This window comes from Saccharopolyspora gregorii, assembly GCF_024734405.1.
In the GTDB taxonomy this organism is placed as follows: Bacteria; Actinomycetota; Actinomycetes; order Mycobacteriales; family Pseudonocardiaceae; genus Saccharopolyspora_C; species Saccharopolyspora_C gregorii.
The window spans coordinates 3,625,563-3,647,820 of sequence record NZ_CP059556.1 but is presented as its reverse complement, the minus strand read 5'-3'; the positions used below and the strand labels follow the sequence as shown (position 1 = coordinate 3,647,820).

The window sequence follows — 22,258 nt, the reverse complement described above, 5'->3', positions numbered from 1 at the left end:
TGGTTGATGTCGTCGGGTGAAGCGATCTACGTGGCGGCCATGCCGTATCGGGCCGCTCGGCGAGCGCCGCGTCGGCAGAGCGGAGCACGCGGACTCCGAAAGCGCGTGGTCGCGGGTGAGTTCCCGCGACCACGCCTGCTCTCGCGTCAGCCGCCGGCGACCGGTGGCGCCGGTGCTGGCGGTGCAGCGGTGGCGAACTGCGCGGTCAGCTTGGTGAAGTCCCAGGGCTGCTGCGGCACGCTGCTGCACGTCCCCGACGTCTGGCCGTTGTCGGGCTGGTCGCATTGGCGGTCTCGGTTGAGCGACCAGAACGTGTACCGGGAGAACCCGCGGCTGATCCCGTAGTCCAGCACCGCCCGCATGTCCTCCTGCCGGTAGTACTCGCCCGCGTCCGAGCGCCCGTTCATCAACGAGACGCCTTCGTGGGCGTACGCGGTGGCGCTGTCCCAGCCGAACGTGCTCATCAAGGTGCCGTGGAACGCTTCGAGCGAGGCAATCTGGCTGTCGACGTCCGGGAACCCGTTGAACGGCATGGTCGCGTAGTTGTTCGGGACGAAGTTCAGCGCCTTGGCGGTGTCCAGCAGGTTCTGCCCGGCGGGTGTCGTGCCGGTCGTGGACGCGACGGTGGTCACCGAGACGTACAAGCCGGGATTGTTCCGCTGCAGGATCTGTGCCGCGGCGAGCTCGTTCCTGATCGCGTCGGGCTGCTGGATCTCCGGCTCTTCCAGGTTGAAGTCGATCGCGCGGAGTTGGTGCGCGTCGATGACCTGCTGGTAGGCCGCGGCCGTGGCCTCCGGCGTGCCGCAGGTCTGGCCGAGGTTCGTCCCGCCGTAGCCGCCAACGGACACTGAGACGTCACCACCCGCCGCGCGAACGCCGTCGACGATGGCCGCCGTTCCGTCGTCCGCGGAGACCGGGGTCGTGCCGTCCCAAGTGGGCTGGCAGCCCCCGCTCTTCGGAGCGAGTACGAACGCCAGTTGGAAGGTCTTCTGCCCGGTTTCGCGCATTACGCGGGGCAGGTCCGGCGGGTTGCCGTACATCGGTGTCACGTACGGTGCCGCCCCGTACCACCGGGGGTCCAGCTGCGGTGCTTCCACGGCCTGGGACGCTGCCGCCACCGACGCCGTCTGCGGATCGGATGGGGCCATCGACAGCAGGCCCACAAACCCCGCAGTGCCCAGCACGGCCACCGCGGTGCTGAGCATCAAGACCGAACGCATCTATTCTCCTCGCTAGTTCTATTCGGAGCGCGGCCGAACCGTCCGCTGCCATCGCTGTCGCGGGACTGCTGCCCGCGGTTCAGGTGCTCACCAGGTCTGCGAGGTCGCCCAACACCTCGGACAGGGTGGTCCAGATCGCCAGCCAGCTCACCGGCTCTTTCCGGTGCACCGCTTCCAAGTCGGGCATGGACAGCGCCATCGCCGGCTCGACGTCGAGCGCGGGGACCGGCCACCGGGACTGGATGTCTTAGCGACTCCACGTACTGGCCGTCCGCATCGAACACCCCGCCGCGCCAGCACAGCCGGGTCGAGGGACCTGACCCGGGCCAGCAGATGGGTCGGCCCTCGCCCGCGGAGCGCCGTCGTCCAGCGGAGCCTGCTCGCTCTGGCGCACCCACGGCGGACGTATCGGGAAATGCGGGTTTCGGCAGGCACGGCGAACCGAGCGTCGGCTGGCATGAAGACACCTGGAGAGAGGAATCGGTGAGAGGAACCGGTCGGGCAACAGTTCATCACGCGGGCCCGCCCGACAGATCGCGACAGCGGTACGGGGGCCGCATTGTCGGGATTCCACTCACGGAGCCGCTGGATTCAGCGGTAACGCGCCCATGACCTCGATCAGGGGCAGCCGCCACGATGACCATTCCACAGCGAGGGGCAACCCTGCTGCAAGCGCGGCCCAGTGCAGTCAGGAGCGGGTGACGGCGCTCGTCCGCGTCGAGATCGTGATCGGAGGCACAACGTCGCGCGACGAGGTGATCCGTGCCCGGGTGGAGGCATTGCTGGCGCCCGTGCTGCGGGCTTCGGCTGGAAGTTGTCGAACCCGTTGGGTCCGATCGCCTTCTACGGACGGTGCTCGACGGAGGACAACCAGGACCCGGAAACCTCGCACGGCTGGCAGCTCGACACTGCGCGGAAGTTCGTCGAACCCCTGGGTGCGACCGTGGCCGCTGAGTACTTCGACATCGGGCAGTCCCGTTCGGTGCCGTGGGAGCGTCGGGATGAAGCCGGGCGGCTGCTCGCGGCGTTGAAGAACCCGGACCGCGGGTGGAACGCCGTTGTGGTCGGCGAAGGAACGCGGTGCTGGTTCGGCAACCAGTTCTCGTTGGTCGCCCCGAAGTTCGCCGTGCAGGGAGTCGAACTGTGGGTGCCGGAGTTGGGTGGCAAGTTCGACGCGCGCAACCCGTCGCACAAGATGTTGATGAGCGTGCTCGGCGGCATGAGCGAATCGGAGCGGCAGCACGTGCAGGCGCGTGTCCGGGCGGCGATGGATGCGCAGGTCGTCAACGAGGGACGTCACCAGGGCGGCCGGGCACCGTTCGGGTATTGCACCACGGACGGTGGTCCGCACCCGAACCCGCGCAAGGCTGCTGAGGGCTATCGGCTGCGTGTGCTCGTGGTCGAGGAGGCGTCGGCCGAGGTGGTGCGGCGGATCTTCGCGGAGTACATCAGCGGTAAGGGTGATCGGGCGATTGCGAACGGTCTCAATCGCGATGCCGTTCCGTGCCCGTCAGCGCGGCGACCGGAGCAGAACCGACACCGGCTCGCCGACGGATGGCAGGGCAGCACCGTGCGCGCGATCTTGGAGAACCCGCGCTACACCGGTTACGCGTTCTTCGGCCGATGGACTCGACAGGAGACGTTGATCGACCCGGACGACGTCGCCGCCGGAAGCGCGGTCCGCTTCCGTCGATCGAGCCCGGACCGCGTCGTGAGATCGAGAGAACCGGCCCACCCGGAAATCGTCTCGATCGAAGACTTCACCCAAGCCCAACTGCTGCGCCGCTCGAAAGCCTCAGGAGGACTCAAGACCGCGCGCAAGGCCGAACGCAGCGGCCGAGCAACCAAACACGTCTACCTGTTCCGGGGACGAATCCGCTGCGCTCTCTGCGGACGCAAGATGGAAGGCAGTCCCCGCGCGCACGGCATGTACTACCGGTGCCCAGCTCGCACGCTCGCGCCCGGCTCACCGGCGCTGGAATCCCACCCGCCTTCGGTCTACCTCCGAGAAGACGTCATCCGCGAAGCGGTCAACGGATGGCTCGGACGACTGTTCGACCGCAAGAACATCGATGGGACCGTGGCGGCTTTGGTCGCTTCACAGGGCGGCTCCAGCGGTGTCCCGAGCGAGCAGGTGCGGTTGAAGCAGAAGCTCGCCGACGCGGAAGCGAGGCTGAGCAAGTTCCATGCCGCCATCGGAGCGGGCGTCGATCCGGCTGCAATGGTGGAAGCGATCAACGCCGCTCAGAACGAACGAGCAGCGCTCAGAGCTGAACTCGAACACGCGCCCACTCCCAGCACGCTGACTGACGCCGAGATCCACGCCATGATCGACTCGCTCGGCGACGTCGGGGCCGCCCTCGACCAGGGGAAACCGGATCACCTGGCGGGTCTGTACACCGCCGTGGACCTCCCGGTCCGCTACCAGCACGAAGACCGCGCAGCGGACATAAAAATTCACCCGGCACGAAGCCGGGTGAATAGTGTGCGTGTCCGAGGGGGGACTTGAACCCCTGCCAGTGGGAGGAATCCCCGTTCGTGGGATTCATCTCCATGGGTTTGAAGCTAACACAGTGTTTCTCGTGTGAGTCTGCGGGACAGTGTGCGGGTCGTCGACGCATGGGATTGGTCGGCGTGTTGGCTGCTGGTCCCGTCGGTCGAGTTGCCGTGCTTTCGGGTGGGGCATCGCGAGCGGGCGTGATGCCCCACCCGGGTTCAGGCGTGAGTTCCGCCGTCGATTCTGATCTCGGTGCCCGTGATGAAGCTGCCGTCGTCGGAGGCGAGCATGGCGACCACGCCTGCTACGGATTCCGGGTCTGCGAAGCCGTCACCGAGGGCCGGGCTGAGCTTGCTCATCAGCGACCAATCGGTGTCGACGGGCATGTACTCGTAGATGTTGTTGGTGATACCGCTCGAGATGCTGCCCGGCTTGATCGAGACCGCGCGCAGGCCTCGCTTGGCGTATTCGAGGGCGATGGCGTGGGTGAAGGACTCCACCGCGCCCTTGCTGGCCGAGTAGGCGGCCATGAACGGGTGCGCGAAGCTCGCCGAGGTGGAGCTGAAGTTGACGATCACTCCGCGTCCGCTGTCGAGCAGCGCGGGCAGCGCGGCCCTGGTCAGCAGGAACGTGCCGGTCGCGTTGACGGCGAGGATGTGGTTCCACAAGTCCAGGGAGAACTCGTGGGTGTGGCCGCCGCGCAGCATCCCCGCGGCGTTGACCAGCACGTCGAGGCCGCCTAAGCGCTCGACGGCGTTGAGCACCGCCTGATCCACGGCGGCTTCGTCGGCGATGTCGAGGACCACCGTGGAAAGGCGGGAATCGGTACCGGCCTGCACGGCGTGCTCGGTGGTGCCTGCCAGGCCCTCCTCGGAGAGATCGGCCGCGACGACGTCGGCGCCTTCGGCGAGCAGTCGCAGGACCGTGGCGCGGCCGATCCCTGACGCGCCCCCGGTGAGAAGCACCTTGCGGTCGGTGAAGCGTTGCATGTGGACTCCTGATCGTCAGTCGGTGGTCTTGCTGAGCTGGATGAGCTCCTCGATCTCCTCGGCGGGAACACCGCCACCGAAGCCTTCGAGGAAGTTCAGGAACTGGTGCAGCGGAAGGGAATCGATCATGCGCAGCTCGCCGGTGCTCCGGTCGGGGTCGTGAACCTGCTGCTCGCCCATTCCTGCGGTGATCCAGTCGAGGAATCGCGGACCGACTTCGGGATGCCCGAACCACTCCTGGACCGTCGAGTCGAGGGTGAGCTCCTTGCGGATCACCTCGCCGTCGAGCGAGATGCGCTGCTCCGCGACCACGTCACCCGCGCTGAGGCCGACCTGAACCGTGTAGTCACCCGGGGTGGTCACCCAGCGGCCGGCTTCGATGTCGTAGTAGGCGAAGGCGCGGGAGTCCAGTTCCAGCTCAACGGTGCGGGTCTGGCCCGGTTCGAGCGCGACCTTGGTGAAGGCGCGCAGCTCGCGGACCGGGCGGCGCACGGGGCCTGCGTCGGTGGCGACGTAGAGCTGGACGACGTGCTTGCCGGAACGGCTGCCGGTGTTGGTGACGGTGACCGAAGCCGTTGCGGTGTCCGGCCCGGTCGTGGTCACCGTCAGATCGACGGTCTCGAAGGTCGTGTAGGACAGCCCGTGGCCGAACGGGTACCGGACCGGGACCTGCGCGGTCTCGTAGTAGCGGTAGCCAACCATGACACCTTCGCCGTACCGGACGTGGCCCTGCTCCCCGGGGAAGTTGAGGTATGTCGGGTTGTCCTGGAGGCGTAGGGGGATGCTCTCCGCCAGGTGGCCGGACGGGTTCACCTCGCCGCGCAGCAGGTCCGCGAGTGCACCACCGCCGGCCTGGCCCAGCAGGAACCCGTCGAGGATGGCGTCGACGTCGTCGTGCCACCCCTCCAGGGAGACGACTCCGCCGTGCGAGAGGACCACGACCGTGCGGGCGGCGGCGTCCGCCACTGCCCGGATCGTGGCGATCTGATCCGCGGGCAGATCGAGGGTGTCCCGATCGTAGCCCTCGGACTCGTGAGCATCGGGGAGTCCGGCGAAGACGACCGCGACATCGGCGGCCCTGGCCGCGCTGACGGCTTCCGACCTGAGCGACTCGTCCGGCGAGCCGTCGAGGTGGAACCCGGGTGCGTAGGTGACGTTCGTGCCGAGCTCGCGCAGGGAGTCCAGAGCGCTCTGCACGCGCGTGGGGTTGATGTGCGAGCTGCCGCCTCCCTGGAATCGCGGAGCACGGGCGAACTCGCCGATCACCGCCACCTCGGCGTCATGGGCGAGCGGAAGGCTCTGCCGGTCGTTCTTGAGCAGCACGGCGCATTCCGCGGCCAGGCGGCGCGCTAGAGCGTGGTGTTCGTCCGCGTCGAATCGACCGGTGGGCTCGGTGTGGTGCCGCGTGAGGGTGAGGACGCGCTGGACGGCCTCGTCGACGCGGGATTCGGGGACCTCTCCGCTGCAGACGGCCTCGACGAGCCGGACGTCGTTCTTACCGCCGGATCCCGGCATCTCCAGGTCGAGCCCGGCCAGGAGCGAGGCGAGCTTGTCGTAGACGGCGCCCCAGTCGGAGATCACGACGCCCTCGAACCCCCACTCGTCGCGCAGGACCTCCGTCAGGAGCCACCGGTTCTGGGACGCGGCGACGCCGTTGATGCGGTTGTAGGAGCACATCACCGTCGCGGGGTCGGCCTGGGTGACGACGCGTTCGAAGGCCGGGAGGTAGATCTCGCGCAGGGTGCGTTCGTCGACCTCGGCGCTGACGTGCATGCGCTCGGTCTCCTGGTTGTTGGCCGCGAAGTGCTTGACGGAGGCCCCGACGCCCTGGCTCTGAAGCGCGCGGACATGAGCCGTACCGAGCACACCGGACAGCAGCGGATCCTCTGAGTAGTACTCGAAGTTGCGGCCGCACAGCGGGGAGCGCTTGATGTTGACGCCTGGTCCGAGGTTGACCGCCACCCCGGCGGCCCGGGCTTCGCGGCCCACGGCCTCGCCCACGCTGCCGGCGACGTCGGGGTCCCAGCTGGATCCGACGGCGACCGCCGGTGGGAAGCAGGTGGCAGGTCGGCTTTCGTGCACCCCGAGGTGGTCCTGGTCGGCGTCTTGGACGCGGAGCCCGTGCGGACCGTCGACGAGCGTGAGGGCGGGAACGCCTGCCTCGTCGACGGGCTTGGTGTGTGCGAAGTCCTGCCCTGACAGCAGGGCGGCCTTCTGGTCGAGGGAGAGACGCGTCGAGTCGGTCATGATCGTCCTTTCTGGTGGCCGAGTGCGTCGCGGAGGTCCGACTCGAAGTCGGGGGAGGCGCCCGGGATGTGCTGCAGGAGGCCGTTCAGCGAGATGCCCGCGGCTTCGGGTGCGGTGCCGTCGATGGGGATGCCCGGCAGGTGCTCGGCGAACACGGCCGTGAGGTCTCGCCAGACGGCGGGGTCTTTCGCGAGCGTCTGCAACGGGGTGTCCATCGTGTGTCGCTCGGCCGAGACGTCCTCGGGAAGGGCGTACTCCCAGAGGTGCTCACCTCCGGCCACGCGCTCGACGCGCGCCTCCGGGTCGAGGGGAAGCACCACGGTGGCCGTGGTGCCCGCGGGGATGCTCACCTCCACGCGCATCCGCTGGTCAGTGATGCGCCAGGCCACGGACGCACGGCCGTGCGGGGTGTCGTGATCGACCTTCGCGCGGGTGAGACCACCGCCGGGCTGCGGCGCGATGATCATGCTGCGGTAGCCCGGTTCATCCGCTTCCAGGCCGCCGATGACCCGGTGCATCCAGTCCACCACGGCGCCGAGCGCGTAGTGGTTGAGCGAGGTCATGCCGGAGGGGTTGATGGTTCCGTCCGGGCGGATGGAGTCCCATCGTTCCCAGATCGTCGTCGCACCCATGGTCACGGGGTAGAGGAACGAGGGACAGCCGGTCTCGGTGAGCAGCAGGTAGGCCTCTTCCAGGTGCCCGGTCTCCGACAGGGCTGCGGTGACGTGCGGCGTCCCGGCGAAGCCGGTGGCGATCCGGTAGCCGTCCTTGGCGACCAGCTCGGCGAGTCGGTCGCCCGCCGTGGTCCGCTGGTCGTCATCGAGGATGCCGAAGCGGATCGCCAGTGCGTAGGCGGTCGCGGTCTCCCCGGAGATCCGTCCTGACGGGGTGACGTACTCGCGGCGGAACGCGGTGCGCACCCGGTCGGCGAGCTGCGCGAACTCGGTCGTGTCCTCGCCCAGGACTTCGGCGGCCAGCGCCATCTCGCGCGTGGTCTTGCACAGGAACGCCTGCGCCACCAGGTGCCGGTCGGTCTTGCCGCCGGCGGGGTTGTCCATCGGGGCATCGGGGTCGAGCCAGTCACCGAACTGGAAACCGGTGCTCCACAAGTCGTTGTCGTCGAGCCGGTCGGCCACGTCCCGGATGAACGTCGTCATCGACGGGTAGCTCCGGCGGAGGATCTCCGCGTCGCCGTACTCGCGGTAGAGGGCCCAGGGGAGGCTGACGGCGACGTCGCTCCACAACGCGGTCGGAGGTGACGGAGTCGAGAGCACGTCGGGCACGACCCACGGCACGTACCCCTTCTCCCGCTGCTCGGCGGCCAGGTCGGCCAGCCAGGAGTCGAGGACGCCGCGCACGTCGTGCAGGAAGCTCGCCGCGGGTGCGAAGGCGTTGAGATCACCGGTCCATCCCAGCCGCTCGTCGCGCTGCGGGCAGTCGGTCGGGACCCCGACGAAGTTGTCCCGCATGGACCAGACGGCGTTGGCGTGCAACCGGTTCAACCGGTCGTCGGAGGTCTCCAACCACCCGGTGCGGGGCATGTCGCTGTGGAGCACGACGGCGCGCAGTTTGTCGGGCTCGACATCGCCGCCGAGCTCGACGTAGCGGAACCCGTGGAAGGTGAACCTCGGCTCCCACGTCTCGGTCCCTCCGCCGCGCAGCACGTAGCGGTCGGTGGCGACGGCCGTGCGCAGGGTTTCGGTGTCGATCTCGCCGCCGGTGCAGACCTCGGCATGCCGCAGCTGAACCGTTTGGCCGGCCTTGCCGGTGACGGTGAAGCGCACGCGGCCCGAGATGTTCTGTCCGAAGTCGAGGATCGTCTTGCCACTCGGGCTCGTCGCCACGTCGACCGGATCGATCTCCTCGATCCGGCGGATCGGCGGTGCGCCCGTGTCGATGAGAGCGTCGAGGTTCCACTCGAAGGGCTCGGCTGGGCTCCACTTGGCGGCGTCGAAACCGGGTTGGTCCCATCCGCGGGGTTCCAGCCTGGCGTCGTGGCTTTCGCCGTCGTAGAGGTCGTTGCTCAGCACGGCACCGGTGGAGACTTGGAACTCCTGGTCGCTGCCAATGATCTCGGTGTGGTCGCCGTAGTCGAGCTCGAGGCGGAGGAACAAGGCGGGCCGGTCGCTGTAGTGGTTGCGCCGTCCTTCGAAACCCAGGCGCCCGACGGCCCATCCCTCGCCGAGGATCGCGCCGATGACGTTGGGACCCGTGGCGATTCTCCCGGTGACGTCGTAGTGCGAGACGGCCAGCCGGTGACGGTACGACGTCCAACCGGGCGCGAGGACCTCGTCGCCGACCGGGGACCCGTTGAGGTGCGGTTCGACGAGCCCGATCGCGCTGACCTGCAGCACGGCTCTGACGGGGGCGCTCGGCGCCTGGAACTCGCGGCGGAAGTACGGCGCCGCGGCGCCGGGCCGGGTCCAGTCGCCGAACGGGGCGGTGATGAATCCCGCCTGCTGATCGATGGGCAAGACCGCTCCACTTCTCAACGCACTGACCTGATTCGGGTGATCACGATGCCGCCGAGCACGGTGAACGCGCCGGCGATCGCGAACAGCAGGGGGTAGTTCTTCTGGCCCGCGGCGACGCCGATCGTCAGGAAGACCGGGGCCACCAGCGGCGCGACGGACTGCGGGATGCTGGCGGTGAGGCCGAAGATGGCCATGAACCGACCCGCGTTGGTGGCGCGCTCCGGCAGCACGTCCAGTGCCAGCGCCTGGTCCACCGACGAGAACATGCCGAGAGCCAGGGACGTGGTGAGCTGGGAGGCGAACAGTAGCGGCACGGTCGGCGACAGCGCCATCCCGACCGAGCCGAGCCCGAACAGGATCCCCGACGCCAGGACGAAGGCGCGGCGACGCCGCAAGCGGTCGGACAGGAATCCGCTCCCCAGCGCACCGATCGCGGTGGCCACCACGCCGAGCGCGGAGAGCACGGCCATCGTGCCGGCCACGTTTTGCACCCCCACGCCCATCCGAGAAGCGAGGAAGAAGGCCGTGAACGTGGTGCACAAGGTGAGTCCGAAGTAGAACAGCGCGCGCCCCAGGAGGTTCAACGAGTAGTCCGGGTAGCGCGCCGGGTTGAACACGTACTTGCCGAGCACGGTGCCCGGGGAGAGCCGACCCATGTCGGGCATGTTCCGGCTGTCGGACTCGGGGACGAGGAGGATGAACGGGGCCAGCAGGAGGGCTCCGAGCAGGCCGGGGACGCCGAACAACAGGAGGTTGTTGCCGGCCAATCCGCTGCTGATGCCGACGCCGGCCACGGGGGCGACCAGGTTGACGAAACCGACGAACCCCGCGAGGCGTCCGCGCTGCTGTTCCGGGACGCGGTCGGCCATCGAATTGGTGAGGCCGCCGAGAGCGAGTCCCCACGTCACCTGGCTCATGATCCAGCCGACCGCCAGCACGATCATGGAGGGCGCCAGTGCGATCACGACCAGTGAGATCGGTCCGAGCACCAGGCCGGCGATGAGGAAGGGCTTGCGCCGGCCGAGCCGACTGCGGGTGCGGTCCGAGAGGACCCCGAGCAGCGGTCCGACCATAACCGAGACCGCGGCTCCCACTCCGGTGACGTAGCCCAGGTATTCCTCGTGTCCGGGGGCGAGCTGGTTGACGCGGATGGAGAGGGAGACGGCGATCGGTGTGATGAGCGCGAGGAACACGCCGAACTGCGCGACGACCATGAGCCAGATGTAGCGGGAGGAGACGGGAGGCTGCTCTCCGCCGCTGGTCGGTGCATCAGGTGAGGGCGTCACCTTGGTGGGGATGGGGGACGGAGCGGAGACTTCGGGGCCGTTTTCTGCCTTCATGGCGACTCCGTGTTGAGGTGCATGAGCTAGCACGTGATAGTTCCGGGGAGGCTAGTGCGTGATTACTAGCACGTGCAAGTACGCGATCTGCGTGAGTCGAACCTGTTACCGTCGGCGCTACTAGCACGTGCAAGGAAGTGAAGGTGGTCGCGATGGGCGGTTCCGCATCGGGGCGGCGGGTGACCGCGGCCGATGTGGCCCGATCTCTGGGCGTGTCGCGTGCGACGGTGGGGTTCGTCTTGAACAACACGCCGGGACAGACGATCTCGGAGGCCACGCGCGAGCGCGTGCTCGCCGAGGCCGGGCGGCTCGGTTATCGGCCGCATCGGCAGGCGCAGGCCTTGCGTCGTGGCAGCAGCAGGCTCGTTCTTCTCGTGCTGCCGGACTGGCCGATCGAGTTCACCATGCGACGCCATCTGGAGGAGGCTTCGCTGGCGCTCGACGAGGCCGGGTACTCGCTGGTCACCTACACGCGCCACGAGTTCGGGCGTACGCGCCCTCTTTGGGAACTGCTCGCACCGTCGGTGGTGCTGGGCTTCACCCCGTTCGACTCGGACGAGATCGCTTCCATGCGTGCCTGCGGCGTCACCGATGTCTTCCCGACTCCTGAGCACGCGGAGCGGTTCTTCGAGAGCTCGGCCTTCACCGCGGGCCCGAGGCTGCAGGTCGAGCATCTGCGAGCTCGCGGGCACGAGCGGCTGGCCTTCGCCGCTTCCCCCGATCCTCGCCTGTCCCCGCTGGTGGAGCGCCGCGCACGAGTCGCCGAGGAAGCCGCCGGGGAGATCGATGTGGTGACCGTCGATCATCGCGATGATTCCGCGTTCGCCGCCGTGCGGCGTTGGAGGTCGCAGGGCCGCACCGGTGTGGTCGCCTACAACGACGACGCGGCGGCCGCTGTCATCGGTGCCGCGGTCCGCGACGGTCTCGACGTGCCAGGGGATCTGTCGGTGATCGGGCACGACGACAGTCCGTTGGCCCGGGTGTTCCTGCCCTCGATCTCCAGCATCCGCCTGGATCCGGTGAACGTGGGCCGCTATTGGGCGGGACTGGCGTTGCTGCACGCCGAGGGGAAACCGGTCGACTCCGAAGAATCCCCCGATGTGGACGCCGCGGTGATCGTGCGGGAGTCCACAGGGGACTGAACGTCGGCGGTTCCGCTCACGCGTGCTGCTTCGCGAAGTCGTGGATGCTGCTGACGACGTGCTGGAGCTCGTCGTCGGTGGTGCCGTGGCTCATGCCCAGGGACATGCCGCGCTGGAAGACCTCGTCGGCGACCGGGAGCCCGTTCTCGGGAACCCGGTAGGTCACGCCGCGCATCATGGGGTGGCGGGTGACGTTGCCGCTCCAGACCGTGCGGGTATCGATACCGGCAGCTTCGAGGGCTTCCTGCAGGTCGCTGCGCTCGAAACCGGCGTTGGGTTTGACCAGGACCGGGTAGCACAGCCACGCGGTGTGGAAGTCCGCGAGCTGCCGGGGGAGCGAGAACAGGTGGGGATAGGTTCCGAAGGCGTCGTTGTACGCACGGAAGATCTCGGCCCGGCGGGCGTAGTTCCTCTCGAGTTTCGCCAACTGCTGCAGGCCGAAAGCTGCCCCGAGCTCGGAGGGCTCGAAGTTCCAGGGAAGCAGGTCGAAGATGAAGTCGTTGTCGTAGGCGATGCCGTCGAGATCCTCGCGGAAGATCCTGCCGGTGCCCGCGGACCCGAAGAGGTGCGGCTCCGAACGGCGTCCCCAACGGCGCAGCATCAGCGCTTTGTCGCGCAGCTGCTCATCGTTGAGACAGACCATGCCGCCGTTGCCGGCGCAGGTGATGATGTGCGCCATCGCGAAGCTGGTGACGGTGATGTCGCTGCGCAGTCCGGTGGGTGTGCCGCGCAGGGTCGTGCCGATGCAGTCGCAGGAGTCCTCGATGACCTTGAGCCCGTGCCGGTCGGCGATGTCGCGGATGGCGTCCCAGTCCGGGGCGTTGCCCGCGAGGTTCGGGATCAGCAATGCCTCGGTCTTGTCGGTGACCAGCGCTTCGATCTTGCCGACGTCGATGTTGTAGGTGTCGGGTTCGACGTCGGCGAACACCGGCACCAGCCCGGCGCGCACCAGCGGAGCGACGTCGGTGGAGAAGGTCAGCGGCGAGGTGATGACCTCCGAACCCCGTGGCAGATCGAGTAGTTCGACGGCGAGGTAGATCGCCGAGGAGCCGGAGTTGCACATCACCCCCAGACGCTTCCCGTAGAGCTCGGCGACGCGCCGCTCCATTTCGGCCACGTTCTTGCCGATCTTCATGCCGAGAGGCCCGGCGCGCAGCACCTCCAGCACCGCATCGATCTCGGCCTGGTCGTGCACGCTGCGGGCGTAGACAACACGCTTACCCATCTCGAACCTCCTTGAACGCCGGTCGACGCACTTGCGTGACCGAAGCGCGCTGGACGTTATGAGGCGATGCCATGCCGTGGGGTGGGGTGTCCCGCTCATCGGACCACACCCGTGATTCCGTTGAGCCGGTCCACCGCGGTCCGGTCGTGGGGCAGCGTGCGGGAGGACCATTGCGCCGCTCGGAGGAGGACATCTGTTGGGAGCTGCTGCGCGAGTGCTACCCGATGATGCGGTCCTACGGGAAGTTCATGATGAAGCGTGCGGGGCGCAAGGTGGAACCTGAGGAGTACCAGGACGTCCTGTCGGGCAGGAGCAGAACTCCCCGCGCCGAAGAGGCCACGGCTTACCTGCACTACACGATGCAGCACCTGGCCGAGGTTGCCGACCATCTCGGTGAGTTCGCCGACGCGAGCTTGTTCGCCGACTACGCCGAGGGCGTGAAGCGGGCTTACCGCCAGAACCGCTTCGCCATCGCCCCGCACCCCGGCGGCACTCTCAGCCACGCAGGAGCTGGCTACGACAGCCCGTACGGGACGGTCGCGTGCCGGTGGGAGCGCGAACCGGGCCGGATCCGGGTGTCGGTGATCGTTCCGGCCAACACGACCGCCGACGTCGTTCTGCCGGACGGGAAGCACGTCGAAGTCGAGCCCGGAGAGCGCGAATTCACCTGCTGTCCGGAGACGTGATCATCGCTGGGTGGTGGCGGGTGCCGCGAGGCGTGTCACGAGAGTCGTCAGGGGTGGGGTCCAGCGAGTGCGGTCGGCCCGGGTGATGGGGCCGAGGGTCTGGCGGAAGCCCTTGAGCTGGAACTCCTCGACGTGGCGGATGAGGTCCGCGCCGACCGGTGTCACCTCGATGACCCCGACCCGCCGGTCCTGCTCGCTGGGGCGGCGGTGCACCAGTCCCAGCTCGCGCAGCGCGCGCAGGCGCTTGCTGGCGCGCGGCACGTCGATGTCCATGCGGGCGGCGAGGTCGGAGACCGCGAGCGGGCCGTGCGTGCTGATCAGCCTAAGAGTCACCCAAGAGTGCTGGCGCACGGGTGCGTCGACGGCGGAGAGCATGTCGTCGAAACCGTGCGAGCGGCCCACGATCTCGGCCAATCGCACCACTGCGCGCAGGTAGTCCTTCAACGCAGGATCCGGGTCGCTGATCTTGGCGGCCCGTTGCCACCCGGCGGGCAGCCCGAGCCCGGAGTCCTGGGTGTCGAGCGCCTCGGCGAGTCGGTCGGCGACGTGGTCGAGCCATTCGGCCAGGGCCGCCAACTGATCGGGGTTCCGGTCGCGGACCGGGTCGAGGTAGTCCTGCACCCAGCTGCGCCGCCACCGCTGCACCAGCCGGGCGCCCTCGTCGGTGAGCCCGACGAGCATCCGCCTCCGGTCGGCGGAATCGGGTTCGCGCAGCGCCAGGCCCTCCTCGACGAGCGTGGCGACCTGCCTGCTGAGCTGTCCGAGATCGATGCCCAGCTCCGCGCTGAGTTCACCGATCGGAGCGGGGGGCGCAGGTCGCAGCGCGATCAGCGCGCGCAGGTCGCTCCCGGGGAGCGAGATGCCCGTGGCGCGTTCGAAGCGCCGGGCGAAGGTGCGCCCGTGGGCGCTGTAACCGATGAGGTTGATCAGGCGGAGGGTCTCGGTTTCCAGCTCTGGGTGCGCGTCCGCGCGGGACCGGCTGCTGCTGGAGGACTCGACCACGTCTGCAGAGGATAGTCGCGCCGGGCCCCTCGAGTTCACCTGGCGCGCCGCGCCCGCCCGGTTCCGCGGAGTCGCAGTCCGTCGAACACGGTGCTCAGGCCCCGCCGCAGCAGCGGATCCAGCTCCTCCGGTGTGGCCCCGCGCAACCACAGCTCCAGCACGTGGTGCACGGCGTGCACGACCAGCGTCGCGGGGAGGTCCTGCAGCTGAGGATCCGGGTCCGGTGCGACGCGCCCGGCCAGGAACTCGCGCACCGCGTCCTCGGTCGTCCCGGCGGCTTCTCGCCAGCGCAGCCGCAGCTCCGGCAGTTCTGAGACCAGCCGCATGAAGACCTGGTGCTGTGGCGTCATCCGCTGCCGTGTCTCGTCGAGCAGCGCCATCATGGCGTCCACCAGCACGTCGACCGGATCGCCGTTGCGCGGTGCCGCGCGCAGGGCGGCGCTGGTGAGCTCGGCACTGCGCTCGAACACCGGTCGGACGACGTCTTCCTTGGCGGGGAAGTAGCGGTGGAAAGTCCGTGCGGAGACTCCGGCTTCGGCAGCGATCCGCTCGACGGTGGCCGAGATGTCGCCGTCCTCGCCGAAGATGCGCATCGCCGTGCGGGAGACGTCCAGGCGTCTGGCGTCGAGCCCGGATGTGGGCCGCGTGTTCAGGGCGTCGTCGTGCACGGGCCTCGTCAAAAGATTGCCTTTCGTCAAATTTATAGCTACCTTCGCGGGTGTCAGTTTCTGCCACTTCGCTCATCGACGACAAGTTCTCCCAGCTAGGAGTGGCAGATGACTCACCACGACGTACCAGGCGACGACGCCGGAGGTGCTCTCTTTGGAGACGACGCAGGTCGCACCCGCATCCATGATCGACCGGATGGTCTCGGTGCTGGAGCTCCTCCGCGGGCACCAGCGGCTCACGCTGGCGCAGGTCTCGCGTCGATCCAGCCTTCCCCGGTCATCCGCGCACCGGATTCTCCAGCGGCTGGTGGATTTCGGATGGGTCGAGCGCGACGGCTACGGCTATGGGCTGGGAATCCGGGTCTTCGAACTCGGATCCCACGTCGCCCGACACGACCCGGTGCACCGCGCGGCGGCGTTGGTGCTCGGCGACCTGCATCGCGCCACGGGGTTGTCGGTGCATCTGAGCGCCCTGTCCGAGGACGAGGTCGTGCACCTGGAGCGGGTCGGTGCCGACGGTGCCAACTGGACGGTCGGCACGCGCAGCCCCGCGGTGCACACCGCTCCTGGACGGGCGCTCCTCGCATGGCTGGCGCCGGAGGAGCTCCCGCACGAGGTCCTCGGGCCGCCGTCGCCGCGCGGTATTCGCAGCGCCCAGCAGTTGGAGCGCGAGCTCGCCCACGTGCGGCGCTCCGGTGGTCTCTCGATCGATGCGCAGCTGGGCATACCCGGCATCACGGTCGTGGCCGCGCCCATCGGCCCGGAGGGAGTCCGCGCGCGGATGGCCTTGTCGGTGTCGGGTCCGTGTGAGCTCGTGCGGGTGGAGCGCGTCGCGGGTGCGCTGCGCACCACGGCGATGGACATCTGGTACGCCGCGACCGGTGTGTCGCGGCTGCCGCGCAGGGTCAAGGCACCGACCCGAATTCCGTCGACCGACGTCGCGATGTGATCGCGCGTCGTACGCAGGACCGACCTCACGGCCGAGCCGTCCGCTCACCGTGGAGTGGGCGCCGCAACGAACAGGAGTGCCCGTGCCGACATCCGAATCGCCTGGAAACGCACCGAGAACGTTCAACACGCTGGCGAATACTCCCACCGCGCTCGCCCACCTGGCGGTGCACTTCCGCCCCGGCGAACGCGAGCTGGCCACGCGCTTCTTCCAGCTGCTGGGCGCCCGGATCCGGGAGTTCCCGAACCCGTTGTCCCCAGAACCGATCTACCTGGTTGCGATGAACGGCGCCGAGCCCGATCGAGCCAGCGACATCATCTTCCTGATGGCGCTCAAACCGGCGCAGGCCGAGTTGGAGGAGGTCATCGCCTCCGCGCTGCGCATCGGCACCGCCGAGGAGCACCCGGCGGTGGGGGCGTTCCACGCGCACCGCAACGAATGGCTGGAGTCCTACCTGCACTTCGGGCTCGTCTTCGATTCCCTCGACGAGCTGGAGGCGTCTGTCGGGCGCTTGCGCTCCGAGATCGAAGCCGATCCGGTGTTCGGAGCGCGCATCAAGGATCTCCGGGTGCTGCGGGCGCGCGGCGAGGACGGTGATGAGGCCGTCGCCGCGAGGATGGATTCCTCCGCGGTCTTCGCCGAGGCCGAGCACGCCTACGGCCGCAACACCGTGCAGGTGCACATCCGCACCGACCTGTTCGCCACCGGCTTGGCGATGCTCGACTCCGTCGTGGAGCTGGACTTCGTGTTCACCGGCCCCGGCCGGGAGCGCAACCCCTTCAACGACCTGACCCCCTGAACCGGAGGAGCCCCATCGTGACCCACGACGAACCTCCTGCCTCCGCGCCCGCGCGCGACGACGAGGTGGACCTGCTGGTGATCGGCTCCGGTACCGGGATGGCCGCCGCGTTGGCGGCTCACGAGAAGGGTCTGCGGGTCCTGATCGTCGAGAAGACGGGCTACGTGGGCGGTTCCACGGCGCGTTCCGGCGGCGCGTTCTGGATCCCGGCGAGCCCGGTGCTGCGCGACTGCGGTTCCGCGGACACGGCCGAGGCGGCTCGCGCCTACCTGGACTCGGTCGTATGCGACTCCTCGCCGGAGCCGCGTCGGCGTGCGTTCCTGCACAGCGGGCCAAAGACGGTGGAGATGCTGCGGCGGACGACGCCGATGCGGTTCTTCTGGGCCGAGGGCTACTCCGACTACCACCCCGAGTCGCCCGGCGGCTCGGCCATCGGACGCACCTGCGAGTGCCGACCGTTCGACGCGTCCGTCCTCGGTGGTGAACGCGCCCGCCTGCGACCGGGAGTCATGGAATCGCCGGTGCCGATGCCGGTCACCGGCGCCGACTACAAGTGGATGAACCTGCTGGCCCGATTACCGGGCAGAGCGCTGCCGCGGGTGCTCAAGCGGGCCGCGCAGGGCATCGGCGGGCTGGCGCTGGGCCGCGAGTACCTGGCAGGCGGGCAGGCGTTGGCCGCCGGGCTCTACGCCGGGGTGCTGGCCGCGGGGATCCCGGTGTGGACGCGCACCTCTCTGCAGCGCCTCGTTCTCGACGGGGATCGCGTCGGTGGAGCCGTGCTGGAGCAGGGCGGGTGCGAGGTCACCGTGACCGCTCGCCGCGGAGTGCTGCTCGCGACCGGCGGGTTCGACCACGACATCGCGACGCGCCGTCGGCACCAGCTCACCGCGCTGGAACCGGGGTGGAGCCTGGGCTCGGAGGGCAACACCGGGGACGGTATCCGAGCGGGTCGTGAGGTCGGTGCGGACACCGCGCTGCTGGATCAGGCGTGGTGGTTCCCGGAAGTGGCGCCGTTCGGCGGGAACCCGCCGCAGGTGCTGCTCGCGGAGCGCTCGCTGCCCGGCTCGTTCATGGTCGACTCGACCGGGCGGCGCTTCGTCAACGAGGCGACCGATTACATGAGCTTCGGGCAACGCGTCCAGGAGCGCGAACGGAGGGGAGATCCGGTCGGAACGACCTGGCTGATCTTCGATCAGCGCTACCGCAACAGCTACGTCTTCGCCGGTTCGCTCTACCCCCGGATGCCGCTGCCGCAGTCCTGGTTCGACGGCGGCATCGCCCACCGCGCGCACAGCCCGGTCGGCCTCGCGCTCGCGGCCGGATTGCCCAAGGAGGCCTTCGCCGCGCAGTTCGCCCGGTTCAACGAGTTGGCGAGCGGGGGAGTCGACCACGACCATGGGCGGGGGCAGAGCGCCTACGACCGCTACTACGGCGACCCGACGATCGCACCGAACCCGAACCTGCGGCCGCTGTCCGGACCTCTCCACGCCGTGCGCGTGGTGCTCGGCGACCTGGGCACCTGCGGAGGGCTTCGCGCCGACGACCGCGCGCGGGTCCTGCGAGTCGACGACTCGCCCGTCGAGGGGCTCTACGCCATCGGCAACACCGCCGCCAACACCTTCGGCAAGACCTATCCGGGCGCGGGCGCGACCATCGGTCAGGGTCTGGTCTACGGGTTCATCGCCGCCCGCCACGCCGCCTCCGCTGACCAAGCGCTCGCGTGAGGCGCCCCTCCCGGTGATCGGGAGAGTCGATTGTCCGACGCGGGGTGCGGCCGGATCGTGATCGCACCACGCGCACGAACCATCGGGCGCACCGGACATTTTCGCGACTGAAGAGGACTAGGGGGCGGCCATTGAGCAATTTATTTGACAAAACGCAAGTGTTGCGTAGGTTGGGTTCCGGCTGCGGTCGAGCGGAGGGAGACTTGCGATGACCGAAACCACTTCCGACCCGTTCGCCACGGCAGCGGTGGCAACGTCGGAACGCTTCTCCAGCGGCTACAGCTGGCCGGAGTGCCCGCGCTGGCACGACGGCGCGCTGCACCTGACGGACATGTACAACCACCGACTGCTCCGGCTCGACGAGGCCGGGGCGCCCGAGGTCGTCATCGACGGTTCGCAGCGCGAATCGCGCAACGGCGCCGAGGTGATCTTCGGTGGGTTCGGTTGGTTCCCGGACGGCCGCATCGTGGTCAACTCGATGCACGAGCGCCTGGTCCTGGCCTGGGACGGAAACGAGCTCACCGAACACGCCGACCTCAGTGGCCTGGCCACCGGTCCGATCAACGACATGGTCGTCGACACCGACGGCCGCTGCTACATCACCCAGCTCGGCTTCGAGCTGTTCCGGGGCGAGGACGCGCGCCCCTCGCCGCTGCTGGTCGTCGAGCCCGACGGCAGCGCCCGGGTGCTCGCGGAACTCGGCGAGTTCCAGTGCGCCAACGGCATCGCCATCAGCCCGGACGGTGCGTCCGTGGTCACCGTCGAGGCGTTCGGCACCACCGTGCACGCCTTCGACCGGGACTCCGAGGGAAGTCTCAGCCGCCCGCACGCGTTCGGTGAACTGCCCGCGCCCGGCGACGGGATGTGCCTGGACGGCGAAGGAGCCGCGTGGCTGTGCTCGCCGGCCGGTGGTTTCGTCGCGCGGATGCTCGACGGCGGGACGCTCACCGACGTCGTTCGGTTCGACAGGACCGAGGTGATCCCGGTGGCCTGCGTCCTCGGTGGAGCCGATCGGAAAACCCTCTACGTCGCGGGCGGTGTGGAGGTCTTCGACTGGGAGAAGTCCCGTCGCGAGGCCAAGGGGTCGATCTGGACCGCTTCCGTCGACACCGGTGGCGGACAGGCCCGCCCCTGACCACCGACTCGCGAAGGACTGGACAAGGCATGGAAGAACTGGACTTCACCGGTCGCGCGATCGTCGTGACCGGAGCCGGGCGGGGCATCGGCAGGGCGCACGCCCTGCTGCTGGCGTCGCGTGGCGCGTCGGTGGTGGTGGGCGACCTCGGCGCCCGCACCGACGGTTCAGGTGTCGAAGACGAGGACCCCGCCGGTGCTGTGGTCGCCGAGATCACCGATGCTGGTGGGATCGCCGTGGCCGCACGCGCGGACGTGTCGACCGAAGCCGGTGCGGCATCGATGGTCTCGGCTGCGGTCGAGCACTTCGGACGGTTGGACGCGCTCATCAGCAACGCGGGCATCGTGCGCACCGCGCGCTTCGACGAGGTCGATCTCGCCGAGTACCAGCGCCACCTCGACGTGCACTACTTCGGCTCGTTGCTGCTGGCACGCGCTGCCTGGCCGCACCTGAAGGCCTCCGGCAGCGGACGGATCGTCAACACGATCTCGGCCGCCATGCTGGGAAACCCGCTCATGACCCACTACGGCTCCTCCAAGGGCGCGGTGTTCGGACTCACCCGCAACCTCGCGATCGAAGGGGTCGCGCACGGCATCACCGTCAACGCCATCGCGCCCGGCGCGGGCACGCGGATGGCCGAGAACTCGGCGGAATCGCTGGCGCCGGAGGTGCTGGAGTACCTGCGCACCCGGCTCCTGCCGGAACACGTCGCTCCGGTCGCGGCCTACCTCGTCCACCCCTCCTGCGCGGTGACCGGCGAGGTATTCAACGTCGCAGGTGGCGCGGTCAACCGCATGGCCGTGGTCAACACGGCCGGCATCCACGACCCGGCTCTGACCCCGGAAACCGTCGCCGAGCGCTTCGACGAGGTCATGGCGATCACCCCGGACTCCGCCCCGCAGACCATTTCGACCGAGCAGTGACTGCCGAGGAGACATCGATGACGCAGACCGCCGAATACCCCTTCGGGCCGCTGCCGATGGAGCAGGCCGCCGAGCACATCCGCGCGATCCTGCGCGACCGCCCCATGACCAAGGTGACCATGCCCGTCGGCGGCGACGTCTGGGTGGTGCACCGCAACAAGGCCGCCAAGGAGCTGCTGAGCGACAAGCGGTTCGTGCGCGAGCCGTTCCGCACCGGTGAGCGGGAGGTGCCGTTCATGGCGCCGTTCCCGGACATGCTGCGCTCTACGCTGCAGTTCGAGGACCCGCCGCAGCACACGAAGCTGCGCAAGCTCGTGCAGAAGGGCATCACCCCGCGCCGGGTCAAGGCCATGCGCGAGTCGGCCGTGGCCTTCGCCAACGAGCTCATCGACCAGATGGTCGTCAAGGGCGGTACTCGTGATCTGATCAGCGAGTACGCGATGTCGCTGCCGATCCAGATGCTCTCGAACCTGCTAGGCGTTCCCGTGGAGGATCGAGAGCGATTCGAGCACTGGAGCTCGTCGTTCCTGGAGACCTCCGGCAAGACCGTCGAGGAGATGGGGCAGGACGTCGCCGAGCTCGCCGGCTACATGAGCGAGCTGATCGCCCGCCGCCGCGAGGAGCCGCGCGAGGACCTGCTCAGCGCGCTGGCCAACGCCCGTGACAAGGACGAGACGCTCACCGACGACGAGATCTTGCCGATCGCGTTCATCCTCATCATCGGCGGGTTCGACAACACCGCGACGTTCTTGGCGTCCGGGGTGCTGGCGCTGCTGCGCTCGGACGACCAGCGCGAACGCCTGCTGGCCGACATCGACGGTCTCGCGTCCACCGCGGCCGAGGAGGTGCTGCGGCACGGGCGCACCGCGGTCAGCCTGCAGATGGGCGGGGGTGGGAGCCTCGTGCCGTTCGTGGCCACCGAGGACGTCGAGATCGACGGGCAGCTGGTCAAGGAGGGGGAGGCCATCGCGGTCGACCCGGGCCTGGCCGGGCACGATCCGGAGGTCTTCGACGACCCGTTCCGCTTCGACATCGGACGTACCGACAACCCGCACCTGACGCTGAGCCACGGCCTGCACCACTGCCTGGGAGCTCCGCTGGCCCGGATGGAGCTGCAGGTCGGCATCACCGAGCTCTTCCGCAGACTGCCCGGACTGCGCCTGGACGGCGAGCCCACCTACAGCAGCGAGCACATCTCGCAGCCGATGACCTCCATGCCCGTGGCGTGGTGACCGACA

General features: G+C 68.8%; 17 protein-coding genes. 9 read left to right on the top strand and 8 right to left on the bottom strand.

Annotated features, from left to right (window positions below):
* Positions 1-146: 146 nt before the first annotated feature.
* Positions 147-1,205, bottom strand: a complete 1,059-nt coding sequence (locus tag H1226_RS15850; RefSeq protein WP_258341409.1) for a glycoside hydrolase family 18 protein — start codon at positions 1,203-1,205, stop codon at positions 147-149.
* Between the two features lie 841 nt (positions 1,206-2,046).
* Between H1226_RS15850 and H1226_RS15845 the strand changes: the two genes are divergently transcribed.
* Positions 2,047-3,729: a recombinase family protein gene (locus tag H1226_RS15845; RefSeq protein ID WP_258341408.1), complete on the top strand. Its 1,683-nt coding sequence runs from the start codon at positions 2,047-2,049 to the stop codon at positions 3,727-3,729.
* A gap of 206 nt (positions 3,730-3,935) precedes the next feature.
* Here the strand turns inward: H1226_RS15845 and H1226_RS15840 are convergent, their stop codons facing one another.
* From H1226_RS15840 to H1226_RS15825, 4 genes are read right to left on the bottom strand one after another with little or no spacing between them, the layout of a single operon-like run.
* Positions 3,936-4,706: an SDR family NAD(P)-dependent oxidoreductase gene (locus H1226_RS15840; RefSeq protein ID WP_258341407.1), complete on the bottom strand. Its 771-nt coding sequence runs from the start codon at positions 4,704-4,706 to the stop codon at positions 3,936-3,938.
* A gap of 15 nt (positions 4,707-4,721) precedes the next feature.
* The gene (locus H1226_RS15835; protein ID WP_258341406.1) at positions 4,722-6,953 is read right to left on the bottom strand and encodes a glycoside hydrolase family 3 C-terminal domain-containing protein; all 2,232 of its coding nucleotides are present in this window, start codon (positions 6,951-6,953) and stop codon (positions 4,722-4,724) included.
* Positions 6,950-9,427 carry a glycoside hydrolase family 78 protein gene (locus tag H1226_RS15830; RefSeq protein ID WP_258341405.1) on the bottom strand — a complete coding sequence of 826 codons (2,478 nt, stop codon included), beginning with the start codon at positions 9,425-9,427 and terminating at the stop codon, positions 6,950-6,952. The genes H1226_RS15835 and H1226_RS15830 overlap by 4 nt, the downstream gene beginning before the upstream one ends.
* A 14-nt stretch (positions 9,428-9,441) precedes the next feature.
* Positions 9,442-10,767 (bottom strand): MFS transporter, encoded by a 1,326-nt coding sequence (locus H1226_RS15825; RefSeq protein ID WP_258341404.1) that lies wholly within the window; start codon positions 10,765-10,767, stop codon positions 9,442-9,444.
* A gap of 152 nt (positions 10,768-10,919) precedes the next feature.
* On the opposite strand from H1226_RS15825, the gene H1226_RS15820 reads away from it, so the two are divergent.
* On the top strand, positions 10,920-11,909 hold the full coding sequence (locus H1226_RS15820) for a LacI family DNA-binding transcriptional regulator (RefSeq protein WP_258349431.1): 990 nt from the start codon (positions 10,920-10,922) through the stop codon (positions 11,907-11,909).
* A gap of 16 nt (positions 11,910-11,925) precedes the next feature.
* Here the strand turns inward: H1226_RS15820 and H1226_RS15815 are convergent, their stop codons facing one another.
* Positions 11,926-13,104, bottom strand: a complete 1,179-nt coding sequence (locus H1226_RS15815; RefSeq protein WP_258341403.1) for a DegT/DnrJ/EryC1/StrS family aminotransferase — start codon at positions 13,102-13,104, stop codon at positions 11,926-11,928.
* Between the two features lie 200 nt (positions 13,105-13,304).
* On the opposite strand from H1226_RS15815, the gene H1226_RS15810 reads away from it, so the two are divergent.
* Positions 13,305-13,820 carry an alpha-L-rhamnosidase C-terminal domain-containing protein gene (locus H1226_RS15810; RefSeq protein ID WP_258341402.1) on the top strand — a complete coding sequence of 172 codons (516 nt, stop codon included), beginning with the start codon at positions 13,305-13,307 and terminating at the stop codon, positions 13,818-13,820.
* On the opposite strand, the gene H1226_RS15805 is transcribed toward H1226_RS15810, so the two are convergent.
* On the bottom strand, positions 13,821-14,822 hold the full coding sequence (locus tag H1226_RS15805; RefSeq protein WP_258341401.1) for a MarR family transcriptional regulator: 1,002 nt from the start codon (positions 14,820-14,822) through the stop codon (positions 13,821-13,823). It abuts the gene before it with no gap.
* Between the two features lie 35 nt (positions 14,823-14,857).
* Positions 14,858-15,490, bottom strand: coding sequence for a TetR/AcrR family transcriptional regulator (locus H1226_RS15800; protein ID WP_258341400.1), 633 nt, complete (start codon positions 15,488-15,490; stop codon positions 14,858-14,860).
* 145 nt (positions 15,491-15,635) lie between these two features.
* Here H1226_RS15800 and H1226_RS15795 point away from each other — a divergent pair, with 145 nt between their 5' ends.
* From H1226_RS15795 to H1226_RS15770, 6 genes are all read left to right on the top strand, one after another.
* A complete protein-coding gene (locus H1226_RS15795; protein ID WP_258341399.1) occupies positions 15,636-16,439 on the top strand; it encodes an IclR family transcriptional regulator in 804 nt (267 codons plus the stop codon).
* A gap of 82 nt (positions 16,440-16,521) precedes the next feature.
* Complete coding sequence (locus tag H1226_RS15790; protein WP_139274150.1) at positions 16,522-17,238, top strand: hypothetical protein; 717 nt, start codon at positions 16,522-16,524, stop codon at positions 17,236-17,238.
* Between the two features lie 17 nt (positions 17,239-17,255).
* On the top strand, positions 17,256-18,962 hold the full coding sequence (locus H1226_RS15785) for a 3-ketosteroid-delta-1-dehydrogenase (protein WP_258341398.1): 1,707 nt from the start codon (positions 17,256-17,258) through the stop codon (positions 18,960-18,962).
* Between the two features lie 208 nt (positions 18,963-19,170).
* Positions 19,171-20,097, top strand: a complete 927-nt coding sequence (locus H1226_RS15780) for an SMP-30/gluconolactonase/LRE family protein (protein WP_258341397.1) — start codon at positions 19,171-19,173, stop codon at positions 20,095-20,097.
* 29 nt (positions 20,098-20,126) lie between these two features.
* Complete coding sequence (locus H1226_RS15775) at positions 20,127-21,020, top strand: SDR family NAD(P)-dependent oxidoreductase (RefSeq protein ID WP_258341396.1); 894 nt, start codon at positions 20,127-20,129, stop codon at positions 21,018-21,020.
* A 17-nt stretch (positions 21,021-21,037) separates the two neighbouring features.
* Positions 21,038-22,252, top strand: a complete 1,215-nt coding sequence (locus H1226_RS15770; protein ID WP_258341395.1) for a cytochrome P450 — start codon at positions 21,038-21,040, stop codon at positions 22,250-22,252.
* The last annotated feature ends 6 nt before the right edge of the window (positions 22,253-22,258 follow it).